This is a genomic window from Streptomyces sp. NPDC024017 (assembly GCF_040638895.1).
Classification (GTDB): Bacteria; Actinomycetota; Actinomycetes; order Streptomycetales; family Streptomycetaceae; genus Streptomyces.
Genome location: NZ_JBEZYZ010000006.1, coordinates 333039 through 353395, shown reverse-complemented (window position 1 = coordinate 353395; position 20357 = coordinate 333039). Strand labels below are relative to the sequence as shown.

The window sequence follows — 20357 nt, the reverse complement described above, 5'->3', positions numbered from 1 at the left end:
CGCCGGACATATGCCTTGACTTGCCCCGGTCCGTCCCCCGGCAAAGCATGAGGACGTGACCTATCTGCGTCTGCCGCACCTCCATGACGACCTGCTGTGCTTCGTGGCCGAGGACGACCTCTGGCTCGCCCCGCTCGACGCCCCCGGCCGGGCCTGGCGGCTCACCGTCGACCGCACCAAGGCCGGCCACCCGCGCTTCTCGCCCGACGGCCGCCACCTCGCGTACACGAGCTGGCGCAGCCTGGTGCCCGAGGTCCACGTCGTCCCGGTGGACGGCGGCCCGGGCCGCCAGGTGAGCCACTGGGGCAGCGCCGACACCCGGGTCTGCGGCTGGACCCCGGACGGCGAGATCCTGGCCGTGGCCTCGCACGGCGAGCCCTTCTCCTACTTCACCTGGGCCTACAAGGTCACCCCGGAAGGCGACCCGGGCCGCAAACTGCCCTGGGGGCCGGTCGCCGACATCCAGGTCGCCGACGTGGACGGGGAGCGCAAGTCCCTCCTCCTCACCGGCGCCCCGCCGCACGAACCGGCCTCCTGGAAGCGCTACCGCGGCGGGGCCACGGGCAGGCTCTGGCTGCACGGCGAACGGCTGCTGGAGGGCCTCGACGGCCATCTGCACTCCCCCATGTTCGTCGGCGGCCGCATCGCCTTCCTCTCCGACCACGAGGGCGTCGGCAACCTCTACTCCTGCGCCTACGACGGCTCCGGTCTGCGCCGGCACACCGACCACGACGCCTTCTACGCCCGGCACGCCGCGAGCGACGGCACCCGGGTGGTGTACCAGTGCGCGGGCGACCTGTGGCTGGTCGACGACCTCTCCCCTGGCTCCGAGCCGCGCCGGCTGGACGTACGGCTGAGCGGGCCGCGGGCGGGGCGGCGCCCCTACCAGGTGGCGGCGTCCCGGCACGTCGACGGCCTCTCGGTCGACGAGACCGGGCGGGCCAGCGCCGTCGTCGTGCGCGGCAGCCTGTACTGGCTGACCCACCGGGACGGCCCGGCCCGCACCCTCACCGACACCCCCGGCGTCCGGGTGCGGCTGCCGGAGATGCTCGGCGGGAGCGGGCAGGTGGCGTACGTGACGGACGCCGGCGGCGAGGACGCGATCGAGATCGCCTCCCTGCCCCGGGCGAGCGGCGACCGGGCGCCCCGGCGGCTGGCCTCCGGTGCACTGGGCCAGGTGCGCGAGCTGGTCTCGGACCCGGAGGGCGAGCGGCTGGCGGTCGCCTCGCACGACGGCCGGCTCCTCCTCGTCGACGTCACGGAGGAATCCGGCGGCGAGGTCACCGAGCTGATCCGGTCCGTCAACGGGCCCGTGCGCGACCTCGCGTTCTCCCCGGACGGGGCGTGGCTCACCTGGTCGCACCCGGGCATCGGACGGACCCTGCGGCAGATCAAGATGGCCCGGCTCGCCGGCACGGCGGACGGGGAGCTGCTGATCGTCGACGTCACCAACGGCCGCTTCGAGGACGAGAACCCGGTCTTCACACGCGACGGCCGCTACCTCGCCTTCCTGTCCTGGCGCGGCTTCGACCCCGTCTACGACGTGCACACCGGCGACCTGTCCTTCCCGCTGGGCTGCCGCCCGTACCTGGTGCCGCTGTCCTCCGCGACGCCCTCCCCGTTCGCGGTGAACCCGGAGGGCCGCCCGGCCGCCGGGGGCCTGGACCCGGTCGAGGACGACGACAACGGGGACAACGGGGCCGTGACCGTCGAGGTCGAGGGGCTGGAGAGCCGCGTCACGCCGTTCCCGGTGGCCGCCTCCAAGTACTCGGCGCTGCACCCGGTCGCGGGCGGCGGGCTGGTGTGGCTGCGCTGGCCGATCTCGGGCGCGCTCGGCGAGACGTTCGCCAACCCGGACGACACCAGCGGCCGGCCGACCCTGGAACACTTCGGCATCACCAAGGCCAAGAAGTCCGAACTCGCCCAGCACCTCGACTGGTTCGCGGTCAGCGGCGACGGCAGCCGGCTGGTGATCGTCGACGAGAGCGAGCTGCGCGCGGTCCCGGCCGGCGAGCCGGGCGACAGCGACTCCACCGTGTGGATCGACGCGCGCCGCATCCTGCACACCGTCGACCCGGCCGCGGAGTGGCGGCAGTCGTACGACGAGGCCGGGCGGTTGATCCGGGCCTACTTCTGGGAGCCGGGCATGTGCGGCATCGACTGGGACGGGGTGCTCGACCAGTACCGTCCGCTGGTCGAACGGGTCGCCTCCCCCGACGAGTTCGCCGACCTGCTCCGCGAGGTCCTGGGCGAGCTGGGCACGTCCCACGCCTACGTCACCGCCGCCCGGCGCAACGAGGGCCCGCCGCACTACCAGCGCCGGCAGGGCCTGCTGGGCGCCAACCTCGTACGCCGGGACGGCGGCTGGTTGGTCAAGCGGATCCTGCCCGGCGACTCCTCCGACTCCAAGGCCCGCTCCCCGCTGGCCGGCACGGGCATCCGGGAGGGGGCGGTCCTCACCCACGTCGACGGCCGCCCGGTGGATCCCGACGCGGGCCCGTATCCGCTGCTGGCCGGCGCGGGCGGTACGACGGTGGAGCTGACCTTCGACCCGGCGGAGGGCGAGGGCCCGCCCCGGCGGGTCGCCGTCGTCCCGCTCGTCGACGAGCGGCCGCTGCGCTACCAGGACTGGGTGGCCAAACGCCGGGCGGTGGTGCGCGAGTTGAGCGGCGGACGCTGCGGCTATCTGCACATCCCGGACATGGGCGGCTCGGGCTGGGCGCAGTTCAACCGCGACCTGCGCATGGAGGTCTCCCGCCCGGCACTGATCGTGGACGTGCGCGGCAACGCCGGCGGCCACATCAGCGAGTTGGTCATCGAGACGCTGAGCCGGACGATCCTGGGCTGGGACCTGACCCGCGACGCCCAGCCGGTGTCGTACACCTCGAACGCGCCGAGGGGCCCGGTGGTCGCCCTGGCGGACGAGGCGACCTCCTCCGACGGCGACATGATCACCGCCGCGTTCAAACTGCTGAAGCTCGGCCCGGTCGTGGGCCAGCGCACCTGGGGCGGCGTGGTCGGCATGACCGGCCGCCACGAACTGGGCGACGGCACGGTGATCACGGTGCCGATGAACGCGGCCTGGTTCGACGCGTACGGCTGGTCGGTGGAGAACAAGGGCGTCGCCCCCGACATCGACGTCCTGCGCACCCCGCTGGACTGGGCCGAGGGGCGGCACGCCCAGCTGACCGACGCGGTGGAGCTGGCGCTCGGGCTGCTGGAGACCAACCCACCGGCGACGCCGCCGACCTACAGCGACGTACCGGACCGCTCCCGTCCGAAGCTGCCGCCCAGGACGTGAACGCCCGGGGCCGGACAGGGGAAAGGGGCGCCCCGCACGGGGACGCCCCAGTCCGCTCAGCACGCAACGTCAGGCGTCGAAGTCCTGGTCGAAGCGGTCCTCCTGCTCGCGCTCACGGTCGCGGTCGCGCTGCGGCTCCGTGCGCTCACGGTCGCGCTGCGGCTGCGAGGGGTCCATGTCCTCGTCACGCCGGCGACCGCGGCCCGGCACCTGCTCGCGAGCCTGCTCCGCCTTCTGGCGAGCCTGGTTCTGCCACTGCTCGGACTTCTCCTGGAACTGGTCCTTCATACCCATGTGGGTTCACTCCCGTTGGGGGTGAGGGGATCTGGCTCGTTCAGATTCACACGGGCCGTGACGCTGCGCATGTCGATCATTTACGGAGCGTAGTCCGCTGCTGTTCATCGGCCGCCCCACCGGCCCCGACCAGACCCGTGCGCATGCCCGTCAGCCGGTCCGCGAACCGCCGCATCTCGCGCTGGCCCACCGTCCCGATGACCGCGGGCAGGTAGCCGCGCACGCCCTGCATCCCGCGCAGCCACCACTGCCCGTACACATGGCTCGACCTGCGCTCGATCCCCTCCACGAGCCGGTCCACGGCCGGCCCCAGCGGGTAGGTCTTGTTGGACGGCCAGGGCAGCCGCTGCCTCAACTCCCGCATGACATCGTCCTGGTCGGCCCCGCGCACCATGTCGGTGTCCGTCCACGACAGGTACCCGACGCCCACCTTCACACCCCGGTGCCCCACTTCGGCACGCAGGCTGTGCGCGTACGCCTCCACACCGGACTTGGACGCGCAGTACGCGGTCATCATCGGCGCCGGGGTGATCGCCGCGAGGGACGCGATCTGGAGCAGGTAGCCCCGGCTCTGCGTCAGCAGCGGCAGGAAGGCGCGGGCGGTCACCGCCGAGCCGATCAGGTTGACCTCGATCACCCGCCGCCAGGACTCCGGGTCGGAGTCGGCGAACGGCCCGCCGGTGGCGACACCGGCGTTGGCGACGACGATGTCGACCCGGCCGAAGCGTTCCTTGACCTCGGCCGCGACACGGGCCATCGCCTCATGGTCGGTGACGTCGGCGTGCCAGTGGTCGCTGTCGCTGTGCAGCCGCGCGGAGACCTGCTTCAGCGCGTCCGGTTCCAGGCCGACCAGCGCCACCCTCACTCCGCGCGCCGAGAGCTTGCGGGCCAGCAACTCCCCGACGCCGCGCGCCGCCCCGGTCACCACGGCGACCTTGCCCTCGAGGCTCACCCTGCTCATGCGCTCTCCTCGGATACGACCTGGATGTGTGCGTGGACGAGGTCCCGGATCGTGCCGGTGACCAGTTCGGGCGCCTCGATGGGCGTCATGTGGCCGATGCCGGGCAGTTCGACGATCCCGGTGCAGTGCGGCAGCGCGGCGGCCAGGGCCCGGGCCTGCACCGGCGGTGTCAGCCGGTCCGCCGTACCGACGATCACGGCCGTGGGCACGTCCAGCTCCCGCACGCCGTAGTCGAGGTCCAGCAGATCCAGCACCTGCGACCAGGAGTGGCGGACCTTGCGGGGGCAGGCGTGCACGATCCGGGCACACGCCTCGATCATGTGCGGGGCCGAACCGGGCCCCATCGTGCCGTACTTGAGGATCCGGCGGGCCAGCGGCGTGACCGGCCCGAGCGGGGCGCGGGAGCCGAGGATCCGCCGGGTCAGCCAGGTCCGCGGCCGCCCGGCCCGCATGGGCACGACGGTGGAGGCCGCGACCAGCTGCGAACTGCCCGTGCTGCACAGCAGGACGGCGGCCGCGTGCGCCCGGAAGGCAGCCCTCCCGGAAGCCGCCATGACGGTCATCCCGCCCATCGAGTGCCCGGCGATCACGGCCTGCTCGCCGGGCGCGAGGGCGGCCTCGAGTACGGCTTCCAGATCGTCCGCGAGCGCGTCGGAGCTGCACGCGGGGCTCGCGGGGCTGCGCCCGTGGCCGCGCTGGTCGTAGGCGATGACCCGGTGGTCGGCGGCCAGGTCGCGGATCTGCGCCGCCCAGAAGGCGGTCGAGCAGGTCCAGCCGTGGGCGAGGACGACGGCGGGTGCGCCCTCGGGCCCGTGGACCTCGACGTGCAGCCGGGCGCCGTCGGCGGAGACGGCGGTCAGCTCACGCGCCGGGGCGGGCGGGGCGTAGGGGCCGGAGTCGACGTGCAGGAGGCGGCTCACGCGTCCACCTCCGCCTTCTCCGCATCGGCGGCCTTCTTCGTCGCGGGCGCCCGCAGGACGTCGTACTCCGCGAGGTCCACCCGCCGCGTCGCCCGCCGGAACTCGGCTGTCGTACCGGGCCAGATGGTGGTGTTGCGGCCGCTCGCGTCGAGGTACCAGCTGGTGCAGCCGCCGGTGTTCCACACCGTGCGCTTCATGCGCTCCTGCACCCGGTGGTTCCAGGCGCGCACGGCGTCCGGACGGGCGTCGAGGGCGACCCGGCCGCCGAGGACGTCGAGTTGACGGAGGTAGTCGGCGAGGTAGTTCAGCTGGGACTCGATCATGAGGATCATCGAGGAGTTCCCCAGGCCGGTGTTGGGCCCGATGACCGTCATCCAGTTGGGGAAGCCGGCCGCCGAGGCGCCGCGCAGGGCCTCCATGCCACTCTTCCAGGTCTCGGCGAGGGTCCGCCCGTCGGCGCCCACCACCCGGTCGGCGATGGGCATGTCGGTGACGTGGAACCCGGTGCCGAAGACGATCGCGTCGACCTCGGCCTCGCTGCCGTCGGCGGCGACCAGGGTCGAGCCGCGGACCTCGGCGAGGCCGCTCGCGACGACGTCCACATTCGGCTGCGCGATCGCCGGGTAGTACGCGCTGGACAGCAGGATCCGCTTGCAGCCGATGCGGTAGTCCGGGGTGAGCTTCGCCCGCAGGGCCGGGTCCTTGATGGAGCGGGCCATGTTGCGCCGGGCCAGCTGCTCGACGAAACCCAGCTCGTTCGGGCGCTTGGTGAACGCCTGGACCTGCAACTCCCGGATGCCCCACAGCAGTCCGCGCCGGACCTGCGAGGTGAAGGGCAGCTGCCGGTGGATCCACCGCTCGGCGTCGCTGATGGCCCGGTCGATGCGGGGCATCACCCACGGCGGGGTGCGCTGGAAGAGCGTGAGCCGGGAGACGTCGGGCTGGATGGACGGCACGATCTGGATGGCCGAGGCGCCGGTGCCGACCATCGCGACGCGCTTGCCGCGCAGGTCGTAGTCGTGGTCCCAGCGGGCGGAGTGGAAGACCTTGCCCGGGAAGGAGTCCAGGCCGGGGATGTCCGGGACCTTCGGGTCGGACAGGGGGCCGGTGGCCGACACGACGATGTCGGCGGACAGGCTCCCGCTGCTGGTCTCGATGTCCCAGCACAGCCGCTCGCCGTCCCAGGCCATCCGCTTCACCTCCGAGTCGAAGCGGATGTGCGGCCGCAGCCGGAACACGTCCGTCACGTGCTCCAGATAGGCGCGGATGTGCTCCTGCCCCGAGAAGGTGCGCGGCCAGTCCGGGTTGGGCGCGAAGGAGAACGAGTACAGATGGGACGGCACATCACACGCACACCCCGGGTAGCTGTTGTCCCGCCAGGTGCCGCCGACGCTGCTCGCCCGCTCCAGGACGACGAAGTCGGTGACACCCTCGCGGCGCAGCCGCACGGCGGCCCCCAGCCCGCCGAACCCGGACCCGACCACCGCGACCCGCACATGCTCGTGTTCGCGCTCGCCCATGCCGACACCTCCACACACCACGAGAACCATGCCAGTGAACACTGGCGCAATGGGAGCGTAGGGCAGCGGCGTACTGATGGGTAGGGGGCGGGACGAGGAAAGTTACCCTTGGTACGCCTTAAGGTGCCCAGGTGGCCGAGAAGCGTGAATACCGCATGGAAGAGCTGGCCCGCCTCGCCGGGATCACGGTGCGCACCCTGCGCTTCTACCGCGAACGCAAGCTGATCCCGCCACCCCGCCGCGAGGGCCGCATCGCCTGGTACGACGACCACCACCTGGCCCGGCTGCGCACGATCACGGCCCTGCTGGAGCGCGGCCACACCCTCAGCGGCATCGCGGAACTGGCGGAGGCCTTCGACCACGGCCGGGACGTCGGCGACCTGCTCGGCGTCGGCGGCCCCACCGAGGAGGAGCCCGTCCACCTCACCCCCGAGGAACTCGCCGACCACTTCGCGGGCGAGGCCACACCGGAGAACCTCGCCGCCGCCATGGAACTCGGCTACCTCGGCACCGACGGCGAGGAGATCGTCCACATCAGCCGCCGCCTCCTGGACGTCTCCTCGGCCCTGGTCCACGAGGGCATCCCCCTCGCCGATGTCCTCGGCGCGGCCAAACAGGTCCGCACCCACGCCGACGCCCTGGCCGAACTCTTCACCGCCCTGGTCCTCCGCCACGCCTCCCCCCAGGACCTCCCCCGCCTGCGCCCCTTGGCACGGAGCGTGGTGGAGGCGGAACTGTCGCTGGCGCTGGACCGGAGGATGCGCAGGCCTTAGCGGGCGGCGGGCCTAACGGTCGTAGACGACGGTGACGGGCGCATGGTCGGACCACCGCTCCGTGTGCGTGGCGGCCCGCTCCACGAAGCCCTTGACCGCCCGCTCGGCGAGCCCGGGGGTCGCTACGTGGTAGTCGATCCTCCATCCCGTGTCGTTGTCGAAGGCCCGCCCGCGGTACGACCACCACGAGTACGGCCCCTCGGTGTCCGGGTGCAGGGCGCGGACGATGTCGACGTACCCGCCGTCGTCCGGGTCGAGGACCCGCCCGAGCCACTCCCGCTCCTCCGGCAGGAACCCGGAGTTCTTCTGGTTGCCGCGCCAGTTCTTCAGGTCGGCCTGCTGGTGGGCGATGTTCCAGTCGCCGCAGACGAGCACCTCGCGCCCCTCGGCGGCGGCACGCTGCCGCAGCCCCTTGAGGTAGGCGAGGAACTCGCCCATGAAGCGTTCCTTCTCGTCCTGCCGTTCGGTGCCGACCTCGCCGGAGGGCAGATAGAGGGAGGCGACGGTGACCCCTGGCAGGTCGATCTCCACGTACCGCCCACTGCCGTCGAACTCTTCCGACCCGAAGCCGACCTGCACACGGTCGGGCTCACGGCGGCTGTACAGGGACACTCCGGCCCGCCCCTTGGCGGCGGCCGGCGCGTGCACCACATGCCACCCCTCGGGCGCACGGACGTGCTCCGGCAACTGCTCCGGCTCGGCGCGCACCTCCTGGAGGCACAGCACATCGGCTTCGGTCGCGGCGAGCCACTCCACGAAGCCCTTCTTCGCGGCGGCACGCAGTCCATTCACATTCACAGAGGTCACAGTGAGCACCCCGGCACGATACCGGCACACTGGACGAGGTCCAGTTCCGGATCGAATACGGTAGCGGCCATGCACATACGCCGGGTCTCCTTCGACCACCCCGACGCCTTGAAGCTGAACGACCAGGTCCAGGCCGAGTACGCCGTCCGCTACGGCGACGATGGCGACGCCACGCCCATGGCCGCCGCGGACTTCGACCCGCCGAACGGCACCTACCTGATCGCGTACGACGAGGACGGCACCCCCGTCGCCTCGGGCGGCTGGCGCGCCCAGGACACCAACGGCGAGGGCAACGTCGACGGCGACGCCGAGCTCAAGCGCATGTACGTGATCGACGGCATGCGCGGCCGGGGCCTCGCCCGCCGCATCCTGGCCGCCCTGGAGGAGGACGCCCGCACGGCCGGCCGCGTCCGCATGGTCCTTGAGACCGGCACCAAGCAGCCGGAGGCCATAGCCCTGTACACGTCCAGCGGCTACGAGCCGTGCGCCAAGTTCGGCTACTACCGCTTCCACGACGCGAGCCGCTGCTTCGCGAAGAGCCTCTGACACATGAGGTGCTGAACACACGTCAGAGCCCCGGTCGGTTTCCCGACCGGGGCTCTGAGCTGCGTGGACCTGAGGGGATTTGAACCCCTGGCCCCCTCGATGCGAACGAGGTGCGCTACCGGACTGCGCCACAGGCCCTTGCAACGAGTGAAACTTTAGCACCCCGATCGGCCTGCTTGGAAATCCGTTCCTCAGGGGCGGTCACCTGCGGCTTCGCGGGGCTACTCGTTGGCGGCGCGGGGGCGATCCCCGTCCTCGTACTGGTCGAACAGCGGGGTGCGGCCGCGCTCCCTGGCCCGTCGGGCGGAGGCCGCCCGGCGCGCGTCGCTGCGTCCGTCGTCGTCGCCGGTGTCCTGGGTGGAGGGGTGCGGCTCGCCCGGGTGGTCCGCGGAGCCGTCGTCGTTCTCCCCGTTCGGGGTGACGGCGCTGGACCGGGCCGAGCTCCAGGTGTCGGGGGCGCCGAGGTCCACGTCGCTGGTGGCCCGCGGGGCGACCGGGGCCGTCACGTACGTCGGCAGGGGCACCGGCACGGGCTCCCAGCTGTCGCCGCCCTGGCCGGGGCGGCGCTGTCGCTCGCGCTGCTGGTCGACCCACTCCGCGTGGTCGGTCTGCTCGACGAGGGCGCGCCGGTCCGCCGCGAGGGCCGACAGGCCGGGGTCGGTCACCGGCTCGGGTCCTTCCTCCGGTTCGTCGCTCGCCTCGTCGGCCAGGGGGCGTCGGCGAGGCTGGCGCTGGCGCTCCCGCAGGCGCTGGGCCGCGGCCTCGGCCATGCGGCGGTCCATCTGGTAGGCGAAGCGGCGGCGCTCCTGGGAGCGCAGGTACGCGATGTAGACGCTGAGCATGACCGCGGGCACGCCGGGGGCCCACAGGAACGCGAGTCCCCCGACCGCGGCGACGATCGCGCCGAGGGTGAAGGCGAGGAACAGCATGGTGGTGGTGCGCCGACGGCGCGCGAGCACCTTCGAGCGCCGGGCTCGCGCAGCGGCCGCCTGGTTCGCCTGCGCCGAGGCGCTGCGCCGGGCGGCGGGCACCTGGTCCCGGGGGCGCCCGGAACGCGCCGCGTTCGGTGCGGGCGACTGGCGGGCCGGGGGTTCGGGGGCCGCCGGCCGGGCCGGCTGCTCGGGGGCGGGCGACGGTACGGGCACCTGGGTCTGCGGGCGGGTCTTGGACACGGCGAAGGCCCGGACGTCCACCGAGTCGGTGACGGCGTCCAGGTCGTCGGCGTCCTGCTCCCCCTCTTCGGTGGAGCGCGCCCGCAGGTCCTTGGCGTACCGGCGCTCCATGGCCGCCTTTCCGGACAGAAGCCGGATGGCGGTGCTGAAGCGTTCCGTCGGACGGGCCTCGTTCAGCTCGTCCTGCCTACGGAGCCACATCGGCACCAAGTAGGCGGCCCAGGCCCCGACAATGACTGCGTAGATGAGGCCGCTGCTGCTCACGCCTCACACGGTAGAGGGGTTTGCGTGAGGCCATCTGCCAATTGAGCCGGTGTGTCGCACGATCTGGCTGATATTTCGAACTTTTTTTGTGACCGATGCGATCAGCAGACCGCTCTGGCCGGGAATTCATTGCCCTGAGACGGTCACCGGCCGATCAATTTCGAACACTTATTCAATTTCCGGGGTAGGGCCGCATTCCCGGATTACTCTGCGATCGTGCCCGTTGCCAGCGCCTCAGCAACCCGTCGGGCACCTCTTCCGCCGTGAGGGCGAAGACGAGATGGTCGCGCCAGGCTCCGTCGATGTGGAGATATCGGGGCCGCAGGCCCTCCTCGCGGAATCCGAGTTTCTCCACGACCCGGCGGCTGGGGGCGTTCTCCGGGCGAATGCAGACCTCGATGCGGTGCAGTCCGACGGTGCGGAAACAGTGGTCCGTGACGAGCGCCACCGCCGTCGGCATCACACCGCGTCCCGCCACCGCCTCGTCGACCCAGTAACCGACGTGGCCCGAGCACATCGAGCCCCAGGTGATCCCCGCGACCGTCAACTGCCCGACCAGCCGCCCCTGGTACTCGATGACGAAGGGCAGCATCCGGCCCGCGTTCGCCTCCGACCTCAGATGGCGGACCATCTGGCGGAAGGTCGGGCGGTGGGTCATCGGCCCGCCGGGCGTGGGCGGCGGGATCGTCGCCTCCCAGGGGCGCAGCCAGTCGCGGTTGCGCCGGTTGACCTCGCGCCATGCCCGCTGGTCGCGCAGCTTTATCGGCCTGAGGACGATGTCTCCGTCCACCAGCTCCACGGGCCAGGATGGGCTGTTCAGCTCGCACCCCCACTGCCGGGTCTGGGGTGGTCGCCGCCCCGGAGCTGCTCGACGGCGTGGACGAGCAGCGGCTCCAGGACGGCGAGGCCGTCCTTCACGCCGCCGCTGGAGCCGGGCAGATTGACGATCAGCGTGCCGCGCGCCACTCCTGCCAGGCCGCGGGAGAGCGCCGCGGTCGGCACCTTCTCCCGGCCGAACGCGCGGATGGCCTCGGCGATGCCCGGCACCTCGTGGTCGATCACGCGGCGGGTCGCCTCGGGGGTGCGGTCGGTGGGTGAGATGCCCGTGCCGCCGGTGGTGACGATGACGTCGTAGCCGGCGTCGACCCCGGCGCGCAGGGCCGCCTCCACCGGGTCGCCGTCGGGGACGACCTGCGGGCCGTCGACCTCGAAGCCGAAGCGCTTCAGGCCGTCGGAGATCAGCGGGCCGCCCTTGTCCGCGTAGATCCCGGCGGAGGCCCGGTTCGAGGCGGTGACGACGAGAGCGCGGTACGTCATGCCCGGCTCCAGTCGCCCGACTTGCCGCCCGTCTTCTCCTCCACCCGTACGTCCGTGATGACCGCTCCCTTGTCGACCGCCTTGACCATGTCGATCACGGTGAGCGCGGCGACGGAGACCGCGGTGAGGGCCTCCATCTCGACGCCCGTGCGGTCCGTCGTCTTCACGGTGGCGAGGATCTCCACGGCGTCGTCCGCGACCGACAGGTCCAGTTTCACACCGGACACCGACAACGGGTGACAGAGCGGGATCAGATCGGGGGTGCGTTTGGCGCCCATGATCCCGGCGATCCGCGCGGTCGCGAGGGCGTCGCCCTTGGGGACGCCCTCGCCGCGCAGCAACTCGATCACGCGGGGCGAGACGAGGACGCGTCCGCTGGCGCGGGCGGTGCGCGCGGTCACGTCCTTCTCCGACACGTCGACCATGCGGGCGGCGCCCGCCGCGTCGATGTGCGTCAGCCGGTCCTGCGTGGGGCCGTCCTGCGGGGGTGGGTCCTGCGTGCTCATGCTGTGTGGCGCTCCCGGTCCGGGCCCGTCGCGGTGCGGCGCACGGGCCTGCTGTGCGCGACACGGTACTCCCAACCAGCGGCTATCGGCCGAGCAGGACCACGTCGACCTCGGTGCCCGGCTCGACGGACTCGGTGTCCTCGGGGACGGTGATCAGGGCGTCCGCGTGGGCGAGGGCGGCGACCAGGTGGGATCCGGCGCCGCCGACCGGGGTGACCTTGCCGTCGGCGTACGTGCCGCGCAGGAACTGGCGGCGGCCCTTTGGGGAGGTCAGCGCCTTGTCGGCGGCCAGCGTCGCCCGGGTCGTCGGCCGGTGGACGTCCGGCAGGCCCATGAGGGCGCGGATCGCGGGGCGGACGAACAGTTCGAAGGAGACGTACGACGACACCGGGTTGCCGGGCAGGGCCAGCAGCGGGGTGTGGTCGGGGCCGATGGAGCCGAAGCCCTGGGGCTTGCCGGGCTGCATGGCGAGCTTGCGGAAGTCGATGCCGCTGCCGGCCTCGTCCTCGTCGCCGACGTGGGACAGCGCTTCCTTGACCACGTCGTACGCGCCGACGCTCACCCCGCCGGTGGTGACCATCAGGTCGGCGCGGACCAGCTGGTCCTCGATGGTGGAGCGCAGGGTCTCGGCGTCGTCGGCGACGGCGCCCACGCGGTAGGCGATGGCACCGGCGTCGCGGGCGGCGGCGGTGAGGGCGAAGCTGTTGGAGTCGTAGATCTGACCGGTGCCCAGTTCCGTGTCCGGCGGGACGAGTTCGCTGCCGGTGGAGAGCACCACCACGCGCGGGCGCGGTCGGACGCGGACGGTGCCGCGGCCGATCGCGGCGAGCAGGCCGATCTGGGGCGGGCCGAGGATCGTGCCGGCCTCCAGGGCGCGGTCGCCGGCCTTCACGTCGCTGCCCTTGGCGCGGACGTGCGCGCGTGCCTCGGCCGGGCGGTACACGTGCACGTGCCCGGTCGCGCCCTCGGGGCCGAGGCTGCGGGCGCGCATGCCGCGCACGGGGCCCTCGCCGAGCCCGCCGTCGGTCCACTCGACGGGCACGACCGTCTCGGCGCCGGGCGGCAGCGGGGCGCCGGTCATGATGCGGGCGGCCTGGCCGGGGCCCACGTGGAGCAGTTCGGCCTGGCCCGCGGCGACGTCCCCGACGACCTCCAGGGCCGCCGGGAACTCTTCGCTCGCGCCGGCGACGTCCGCGACCCGTACCGCGTATCCGTCCATCGAGCTGTTGTCGAAGGGCGGCAGGGACACCGGCACCGTGATGTCCTCGACGAGGACGCAGCCCTGGGCGTCGAGCAGGTGCAGCTCGATGGGTTCCAGGGGCCGGACGGTGGCGAGGATGTCCTCCAGGTGCTCGTCCACCGACCAGAGGTGGTCGGGGCCGACGTGGTCCTGGCCGGTGACGTGGGGCGCGGCGCTGCTCAACGTGCTACATCTCCTCGGCTACGTAACTGCGAAGCCAGGTCCGGAAGTCCGGGCCCAGGTCTTCACGTTCGCATGCGAGTCGGACAATGGCACGCAGGTAGTCGCCGCGGTCGCCGGTGTCATAGCGGCGGCCCTTGAAGACGACGCCGTGCACCGGTCCGCCGATCTTCTCGTCCTCGGCGAGCTGCTGGAGGGCGTCGGTGAGCTGGATCTCGCCGCCGCGACCCGGCTCGGTCCGGCGCAGTATGTCGAAGATGTGCGGGTCGAGGACGTAGCGGCCGATGATGGCGTAGTTGGACGGGGCGTCGGCCGGGTCGGGCTTCTCGACGAGGCCGCTGATCCGGACGACGTCGCTGTCCTCGGTGGTCTCCACGGCCGCGCAGCCGTAGAGGTGGATCTGCTCCGGGGCGACCTCCATGAGCGCGATGACGCTGCCGCCGCGCTGCTCCTGGACCTCGACCATGCGCTGCAGCAGCGGGTCGCGGGGGTCGATGAGGTCGTCGCCGAGGAGGACCGCGAAGGGCTCGTCGCCCACGTGCGGGGCGGCGCACAGGACGGCGTGGCCGAGGCCCTTGGGGTCGCCCTGGCGGACGTAGTGCATGGTCGCGAGGTCGCTGGACTCCTGCACCTTGGCGAGACGGCCGGCGTCGCCCTTCTTCTGCAGCGCCGACTCGAGTTCGTAGTTGCGGTCGAAGTGGTCCTCGAGGGGGCGCTTGTTGCGGCCCGTCACCATGAGGACGTCGTCGAGACCCGCGGCGACGGCCTCCTCGACCACGTACTGGATCGCGGGCTTGTCCACGACCGGCAGCATCTCCTTGGGAGTGGCTTTGGTGGCCGGCAGGAACCGGGTGCCGAGGCCTGCTGCGGGAATGACAGCCTTGCTGATCCGAGGGTGCAACTGAGTCATGTCCGCCACCCTATCCGGTGCCTTTGCATGGAATCTGCGGCTCCGGTTCATAGGCGCTCATATGAGCGTATTGCCATAGTTCGGGAGCAACCATTGAGTCCTATTGCACGTCCGGGCGAGCCTGACAAGCGCAGTTTGCGGCGCGGACTCCTCGCGGTGAGGAGCAGGTTGACGGCGGATGACCTGCGGGAAACGTCGGTGGCGCTGGCCGGGCGGGCCCTGGAGCTGCCCGAGTTGGCGGGGGCCGGCACGGTGGCGGCGTATGTCTCGGTGGGGAGTGAACCGGGGACGCTCGCGCTCCTGGACACTCTGCGCGCCCGGGGCGTGCGCGTGCTGCTGCCGGTGCTGCTGCCCGACAACGACCTGGACTGGGGCGCGTACGAGGGCGAGGGCTCGCTGGCGCCTGTCCGGCACGGCGGCAGGATGACCCTCTTCGAACCCGCGGGCGAGCGCCTCGGGCCGGACGCCGTGACCACCGCCGGCGCCGTGCTGCTGCCGGGGCTCGCGGTGGACGCGCGCGGGATGCGGCTCGGGCGGGGCGGCGGCTCGTACGACCGGGTCCTGGCCCGGCTGGAGCGGGCGGGCGCTCATCCCGCCCTGGTGGTGCTGCTGTACGACTCCGAGGTCGTCGAGCGCGTCCCGGAGGAGCCGCACGACCGGCCGGTGCACGCGGTGGTGACACCGTCGGGCGTACGGCGCTTCCGCCAGGAGCCCTGACGCGAAGCGGCCCTCCACGCACGCGTGGAGGGCCGCTCGTCCTGCCGGCGTCAGTGGCTCACGGTTTGAGCACCAGCTTGTCGGACGTGCTCTTCTCCACCGCCTGGTCCGAGAAGGACCACGGCAGCAGTTCGCCGTCGGCCCACTTGTCGGTCTGGTCGACGTAGTGGGCGCTGTAGGCATGCCCGGAGGCGCCGGTGAGGTTGATCCACTTCGACTTGTCGAGGTCGCCGAGGTTCACCACCATCCGCATGGACGGCACCCACACCACCCCGTAGCCGCCGGCCGCGTTCCAGCCGGTCGCGTTGACCGTGGCCTCGCCGCCGCCGAGCTCCCAGGGGCCGCGGTTGAGGGCGTACCGGATGAATTCGGGGCCCGCGGTGCCGAGGGTCTGGTTCTTCAGGAACAGGCGGTGCAGCCGGCCCCAGCTCCAGGAGTCGATGTCCTTGCCGAGCTTGGCGGTCAGCTCCCAGCGGGCGTCGATCATGGCCCGCTTGAACAGCTCGTCGCGGTTGTCGGCGCCGGGGCGGGTGCCCACCTTGGACGTCTTCCACCAGTCGCTGTCCGGCTGGTCCATGAGCCCCCGGACCACCTCGAACCAGCGGTCACCGCCGTCCGGCTGCGCCTGGTCGGGGTCGCGCTGGCCGCACTCGCGGACCTCCTCGGCCTCGTCGGCGGGGCCGGTGGTGTTGACCGGCTTGACCCACAGGCACTGGCCCTTGGGCCGCAGCTCCTTGGGGAGCTTGTTGCCGAAGGCGAGCTTGAGGATGTTGCGCCAGACCGCGTTGAAGTACGCGGCGGCCGCCGAGTCGGCGTCCTGGGTGTAGTCCCAGCCCTCCAGGAGCTTCTGCGCCTCGCGGACGTCCTTGTTCTCGGGGTCGATCTTCAGCAGCGTGGGCACCAGCAGGCGGGCGACCTCGCTGCTGTTGTCCAGCTGCATCTGGCGCATGTCGTCCGTGGAGATCTTGCCGCCGTCCTTGATCTTCGACTGGATCAGGTCGGTGATCCGCTGGCTGCGCGCGCCGTAGCCCCAGTCCGCGGTGAGCGTGTACGGGTACTTGTCCGGGTCGATCACGGCCTGGTTGGCGGTGACGATGTAGCCGCGGTCCGGGTTGTACTCGTAGGGCAGCGCGTCCTGCGGGATGTAGCGGGTCCAGCGGTACTTGGGGTCCCAGCCGGGCGCCGGGATGGAGCCGTTGTCGCTCTCCGCGCGCGCCGGGATCTTCCCCGGCAGCGTGTAGCCGATGTTGTTCTCGCCGTCGGCGTAGATCAGGTTCTGCGAGGGCACCTCGAACTGCGCGGCGGCCTTGCGGAAGTCGGTCCAGTTCTTCGCCTTGTCCATGGCGAAGACGGCGTCCATGGTGGTGCCGGGCTGCAGGGCGGTCCAGCGCAGCGCGACGCCGTAGCCGTCCCCTCTGTCGGGTGCGGCGGTGTCGACACCGGCCTTCTTGCCGACCTTCACGAGCTCCTCGTCGCGGTCGGACAGCAGGGGCCCGTTGTTGGTCTCGCGGACGACGATCTTCCTGGGTGAGCCGCCGGCGACCTTGATGGTCTCCTCGCGCGTCTCGAAGGGCTTGACCTTGCCGTCGTACAGGTACCCGCTACCGGTGATCTTCTCCAGGTAGAGGTCCGTGACGTCCACGCCGGAGTTGGTCATGCCCCAGGCGATGTCCTGGTTGTGGCCGATTATCACGCCCGGCATGCCGGCGAAGGTGTAGCCGCTGACGTCGTACTGGCAGGTGCTGGAGACGCTGCGGCAGTGCAGGCCCATCTGGTACCAGACGGACGGCAGGGAGGGCGACAGGTGCGGGTCGTTGGCCAGCAGCGGCTTGCCGGTGATGGTGTGCTCCCCGCCGACGACCCAGGAGTTGGAGCCGATGCCGTCGCCGTTCACGCCGACGGCCGGCGGGAGGTCGTTCAGGACCCGGGTCAGGCCCCCGAGCTGGCTGCCCAGGCCCGCGGTGCCCGAAGCGCCGGAGGAGGTGCCGCTCGTGCCGGACGCGCCGGAGGCCGTGCCCGAGGCGCCGGTGCCGCCGGCCCCCGTGCCCGCGGTGCCGGTACCGGTACCGGTACCGCCGGTTCCGTTCGTGCCGGACGCGCCGCTCGTGCCGCCCTGCTCGAATGCCCCCGCCAGCTCGCTGTACTGGCCCTCCTGGACGATCGCCTTGTTCCGGCTGTACGGGTACTGCGGGTACAGGTCGGCGATCTGCTTCGGGCCGAGGCGGCTGGTCAGCAGGGCGCGGTCGATCTCGTCCTGCATGTTGCCGCGCAGGTCCCAGGCCATCGCCTTCAGCCAGGAGATCGAGTCGACCGGGGTCCACGACTGCGGCTTGTAGTCGTTGGTGAAGCCCAGTGCCGCGTACTCCAGGGAGATGTCCTCGCCGTCCTTGCCCTGGAGGTAGGAGTTGACTCCCTTGGCGTACGCCTGGAGGTACTTCTTCGTGGCGGCCGACAGCTTGGTGTCGTACTCCTGCTTGGCGACCCGGTCCCAGCCGAGGGTGCGCAGGAACTCGTCGTTGTCGACCTGGCTCTTGCCGAACATCTCCGACAGCCGCCCGGAGGCCATGTGGCGGCGGACGTCCATCTCGTAGAACCGGTCCTGCGCCTGGACGTAGCCCTGCGCCATGAACAGGTCCGCGTCGGAGGAGGCATAGATCTGCGGGATGCCGTAGTTGTCGCGTTTGACCTCGACGGGACCCGAGAGGCCCTTCAGCGTGAGGGTGCCCTTGGTCTGCGGGAAGGAGGCCCGGACGGTACTGATGGACCAGTACGACCCATAGGCCACGCCCCCGATGAGGGCCAGCACCAGGACGAGCACGAAAAGTCGGGCTTTGCGCCCTTTTCTCCTGCCGGACTTGCCGGGCTGCTGACCCGTGGAGGCGGTGGTGTTGGGGGGCATCGCTGTCCTTGCTGTCCTAACGCGAGCGGCAGGTTCGGCTGTGCTTTTAACTGAGCGCTGGAGCAACGATAGGCGCAGGGCCTTGCACCCCTTGACGCGGAGTCGGGAACCAGCCCGGACGAACGTTCGATCTTGCCCTCGGAAGCGTCAAGAAATCGTCAAGAGTTAGGTAAGGTAACGAAGTAGTTGGCGCGGTGCGCCACAGCTTCATGTGCGATGTACGTGAGCCCACGCGCGTGTGCGTGCGGGCCAGGGAAGGATTCGGCCGCTGACTGTTCACCACCTCAACCAGCTCCTGCTCGTCTGCTCGCTCGTCCTGCTCGTCGCCGTCGCAGCGGTACGGATCTCCTCGCGCAGCGGGCTCCCCAGCCTGCTCGTGTACCTGGGGATAGGCGTCGCCATGGGCCAGGACGGCGTGGGCGACATCCACTTCGACAACGCCGAACTGACCCAGGTCATCGGGTACGCGGCCCTGGTCGTGATCCTGGCCGAGGGTGGTCTGGGCACGAAGTGGAAGGAGATCAAGCCGGCCCTGCCGGCCGCCACGGCACTGGCGCTGGCCGGTGTCGCGGTGAGCGTTGGGGTCACGGCGTCGGCCGCGCACTATCTGATCGGGCTGGAATGGCGGCAGGCGCTCATCATCGGGGCGGTCGTCTCCTCGACCGACGCGGCGGCCGTGTTCTCCGTGCTGCGCAAAATCCCCCTCCCCGCGCGCGTGACGGGCACGCTGGAGGCGGAGTCCGGCTTCAACGACGCCCCGGTGGTCATCCTCGTGGTGTCGCTGTCCACGGCCGGACCGGTCGAGCACTGGTACGTGCTGCTGGGCGTGATCCTGCTGGAGCTGGCCATCGGCGCGGCCATCGGGCTCGCGGTGGGCTGGCTGGGCTCCTGGGGGCTCAGGCACGTGGCGCTGCCCGCCTCCGGTCTCTACCCGATCGCCGTCATGGCGATCGCCGTGGTGGCGTACGCGGCCGGCGCGCTGGCCCACGGCAGCGGATTCCTCGCGGTGTACCTCGCCGCGATGGTGATGGGCAACGCGCGGCTGCCGCACTGGCCGGCCACGCGCGGGTTCGCCGACGGGCTCGGCTGGATGGCCCAGATCGGCATGTTCGTCCTGCTCGGCCTGCTGGTCACCCCGCACGAGCTGGGCGACGACATCGTGCCCGCGCTGGTCATCGGACTGGTGCTGACCATGGTGGCGCGACCGCTGAGCGTGGTGCTCTGCCTGTCGCCGTTCCGGGTGTCGTGGCAGGAGCAGGCACTGATGTCCTGGGCCGGGCTGCGCGGGGCCGTGCCCATCATCCTGGCGACCATCCCCATGGTGGAGGGCATCGAAGCCAGCCGCCGGATCTTCAACATCGTCTTCATCCTGGTCGTCGTCTACACCCTGATCCAGGGCCCGACGCTGCCCTGGCTGGGCCGCAAGCTGCGCCTCGGCGACGGCTCGGAGGCCGCCGACCTCGGCATCGAGTCGGCACCGCTGGAGCGGCTGCGCGGGCATCTGCTGTCCGTGGCGATCCCCGGCGAATCGAAGATGCACGGCGTGGAGGTGGCCGAGCTGCGGCTGCCGCACGGCGCCGCCGTGACACTCATCGTGCGCGGCGGGGAATCCTTCGTCCCGCTGCCGACGACGATATTGCAGCGGGAAGACGAGCTCCTCGTGGTCGCCACGGACCCCGTCCGGGACGCGACCGAGAGCCGGCTGCGGGCCGTGGGGCGCGGCGGCAAGCTGGCCGGCTGGCTGGGGACGGACGGGGCGAGCCGTTAGAGAGTGCTCCGGACCCGCCTTGAGGGGCGTTTCGCACCCTTTGGGATTTATAAGGTGGACGGGCTCATGGTGCTCACTTTCACAGGCACGCACCCCTTGATCCCTGTACGATGAAGGCGTTACCCAGATCGAACCAACTCTGCCTGACGCAGAGCTGGCGCGACCGTATGGCGGTCGGGACACCCCTCCTCACCGGGCCCCGGCATCTACCGCAGTTCCGCGCAAGAGGACAGCTCTCGGCGCCGCCCACCACGCGGCCGCG

Annotated in this window: 17 protein-coding genes and 1 tRNA gene; 5 read left to right on the top strand and 13 right to left on the bottom strand. The window is 71.5% G+C overall.

The genetic code is table 11. The features are described from left to right. Positions 1–55: 55 nt before the first annotated feature. Positions 56–3301, top strand: coding sequence for a S41 family peptidase (locus tag AB0G20_RS18730; protein WP_361303349.1), 3246 nt, complete (start codon positions 56–58; stop codon positions 3299–3301). Positions 3302–3370: 69 nt separating this feature from the next. Here AB0G20_RS18730 and AB0G20_RS18725 read toward each other — a convergent pair whose 3' ends face one another. The 4 genes from AB0G20_RS18725 to AB0G20_RS18710 form a co-directional block, all read right to left on the bottom strand. Then, the gene (locus tag AB0G20_RS18725; RefSeq protein WP_361303346.1) at positions 3371–3595 is read right to left on the bottom strand and encodes a hypothetical protein; all 225 of its coding nucleotides are present in this window, start codon (positions 3593–3595) and stop codon (positions 3371–3373) included. Between the two features lie 76 nt (positions 3596–3671). Continuing rightward, positions 3672–4556 (bottom strand): SDR family oxidoreductase, encoded by an 885-nt coding sequence (locus AB0G20_RS18720; protein ID WP_361303343.1) that lies wholly within the window; start codon positions 4554–4556, stop codon positions 3672–3674. Further along, the gene (locus AB0G20_RS18715; RefSeq protein ID WP_361303340.1) at positions 4553–5476 is read right to left on the bottom strand and encodes an alpha/beta hydrolase; all 924 of its coding nucleotides are present in this window, start codon (positions 5474–5476) and stop codon (positions 4553–4555) included. Before AB0G20_RS18715 ends, AB0G20_RS18720 begins: the two co-directional genes overlap by 4 nt. Next, positions 5473–6996, bottom strand: a complete 1524-nt coding sequence (locus AB0G20_RS18710; protein ID WP_361303337.1) for an NAD(P)/FAD-dependent oxidoreductase — start codon at positions 6994–6996, stop codon at positions 5473–5475. The genes AB0G20_RS18715 and AB0G20_RS18710 overlap by 4 nt, the downstream gene beginning before the upstream one ends. A 131-nt stretch (positions 6997–7127) precedes the next feature. Between AB0G20_RS18710 and AB0G20_RS18705 the strand changes: the two genes are divergently transcribed. Further along, on the top strand, positions 7128–7769 hold the full coding sequence (locus tag AB0G20_RS18705) for a MerR family transcriptional regulator (protein ID WP_361303334.1): 642 nt from the start codon (positions 7128–7130) through the stop codon (positions 7767–7769). A 12-nt stretch (positions 7770–7781) separates the two neighbouring features. On the opposite strand, the gene AB0G20_RS18700 is transcribed toward AB0G20_RS18705, so the two are convergent. Beyond that, the gene (locus AB0G20_RS18700) at positions 7782–8576 is read right to left on the bottom strand and encodes an exodeoxyribonuclease III (RefSeq protein WP_361303331.1); all 795 of its coding nucleotides are present in this window, start codon (positions 8574–8576) and stop codon (positions 7782–7784) included. Positions 8577–8645: 69 nt separating this feature from the next. Here AB0G20_RS18700 and AB0G20_RS18695 point away from each other — a divergent pair, with 69 nt between their 5' ends. Beyond that, positions 8646–9122 carry a GNAT family N-acetyltransferase gene (locus AB0G20_RS18695; protein ID WP_361303328.1) on the top strand — a complete coding sequence of 159 codons (477 nt, stop codon included), beginning with the start codon at positions 8646–8648 and terminating at the stop codon, positions 9120–9122. Between the two features lie 64 nt (positions 9123–9186). On the opposite strand, the gene AB0G20_RS18690 is transcribed toward AB0G20_RS18695, so the two are convergent. The 7 genes from AB0G20_RS18690 to galU form a co-directional block, all read right to left on the bottom strand. Further along, positions 9187–9260 (bottom strand) — tRNA-Ala (locus AB0G20_RS18690). An 83-nt stretch (positions 9261–9343) separates the two neighbouring features. Then, entirely contained in the window at positions 9344–10558 is a 1215-nt protein-coding gene (gene glpR, locus AB0G20_RS18685) for a gephyrin-like molybdotransferase receptor GlpR (protein ID WP_361303325.1), read from the bottom strand. Positions 10559–10730: 172 nt separating this feature from the next. Further along, positions 10731–11351, bottom strand: a complete 621-nt coding sequence (locus AB0G20_RS18680) for a GNAT family protein (protein ID WP_361303860.1) — start codon at positions 11349–11351, stop codon at positions 10731–10733. Between the two features lie 23 nt (positions 11352–11374). Then, the gene (locus AB0G20_RS18675; protein WP_361303322.1) at positions 11375–11875 is read right to left on the bottom strand and encodes a MogA/MoaB family molybdenum cofactor biosynthesis protein; all 501 of its coding nucleotides are present in this window, start codon (positions 11873–11875) and stop codon (positions 11375–11377) included. After that, positions 11872–12381 carry a cyclic pyranopterin monophosphate synthase MoaC gene (gene moaC / locus AB0G20_RS18670; protein ID WP_051814844.1) on the bottom strand — a complete coding sequence of 170 codons (510 nt, stop codon included), beginning with the start codon at positions 12379–12381 and terminating at the stop codon, positions 11872–11874. The genes AB0G20_RS18675 and moaC overlap by 4 nt, the downstream gene beginning before the upstream one ends. An 82-nt stretch (positions 12382–12463) precedes the next feature. Further along, a complete protein-coding gene (gene glp / locus AB0G20_RS18665; protein ID WP_361303318.1) occupies positions 12464–13804 on the bottom strand; it encodes a gephyrin-like molybdotransferase Glp in 1341 nt (446 codons plus the stop codon). 4 nt (positions 13805–13808) lie between these two features. Continuing rightward, positions 13809–14711: a UTP--glucose-1-phosphate uridylyltransferase GalU gene (gene galU / locus AB0G20_RS18660; RefSeq protein ID WP_062927362.1), complete on the bottom strand. Its 903-nt coding sequence runs from the start codon at positions 14709–14711 to the stop codon at positions 13809–13811. 93 nt (positions 14712–14804) lie between these two features. Here galU and AB0G20_RS18655 point away from each other — a divergent pair, with 93 nt between their 5' ends. Further along, positions 14805–15428 carry a 5-formyltetrahydrofolate cyclo-ligase gene (locus tag AB0G20_RS18655; protein WP_361303315.1) on the top strand — a complete coding sequence of 208 codons (624 nt, stop codon included), beginning with the start codon at positions 14805–14807 and terminating at the stop codon, positions 15426–15428. Between the two features lie 58 nt (positions 15429–15486). Here AB0G20_RS18655 and AB0G20_RS18650 read toward each other — a convergent pair whose 3' ends face one another. Continuing rightward, on the bottom strand, positions 15487–18327 hold the full coding sequence (locus AB0G20_RS18650) for a penicillin acylase family protein (RefSeq protein ID WP_361303312.1): 2841 nt from the start codon (positions 18325–18327) through the stop codon (positions 15487–15489). Positions 18328–18565: 238 nt separating this feature from the next. Here AB0G20_RS18650 and AB0G20_RS18645 point away from each other — a divergent pair, with 238 nt between their 5' ends. Then, complete coding sequence (locus AB0G20_RS18645; RefSeq protein WP_361303309.1) at positions 18566–20095, top strand: potassium/proton antiporter; 1530 nt, start codon at positions 18566–18568, stop codon at positions 20093–20095. The last annotated feature ends 262 nt before the right edge of the window (positions 20096–20357 follow it).

Coding starts and splice junctions, on each gene's coding strand:
- AB0G20_RS18725 (WP_361303346.1), bottom strand. CDS start 3,595: ATGGGTATGAAGGACCAGTTCCAGGAGAAGTCCGAGCAGTGGCAGAAC.
- AB0G20_RS18720 (WP_361303343.1), bottom strand. CDS start 4,556: ATGAGCAGGGTGAGCCTCGAGGGCAAGGTCGCCGTGGTGACCGGGGCG.
- AB0G20_RS18710 (WP_361303337.1), bottom strand. CDS start 6,996: ATGGGCGAGCGCGAACACGAGCATGTGCGGGTCGCGGTGGTCGGGTCC.
- AB0G20_RS18695 (WP_361303328.1), top strand. CDS start 8,646: ATGCACATACGCCGGGTCTCCTTCGACCACCCCGACGCCTTGAAGCTG.
- AB0G20_RS18675 (WP_361303322.1), bottom strand. CDS start 11,875: ATGACGTACCGCGCTCTCGTCGTCACCGCCTCGAACCGGGCCTCCGCC.
- moaC (WP_051814844.1), bottom strand. CDS start 12,381: ATGAGCACGCAGGACCCACCCCCGCAGGACGGCCCCACGCAGGACCGG.
- galU (WP_062927362.1), bottom strand. CDS start 14,711: ATGACTCAGTTGCACCCTCGGATCAGCAAGGCTGTCATTCCCGCAGCA.
- AB0G20_RS18650 (WP_361303312.1), bottom strand. CDS start 18,327: ATGCCCCCCAACACCACCGCCTCCACGGGTCAGCAGCCCGGCAAGTCC.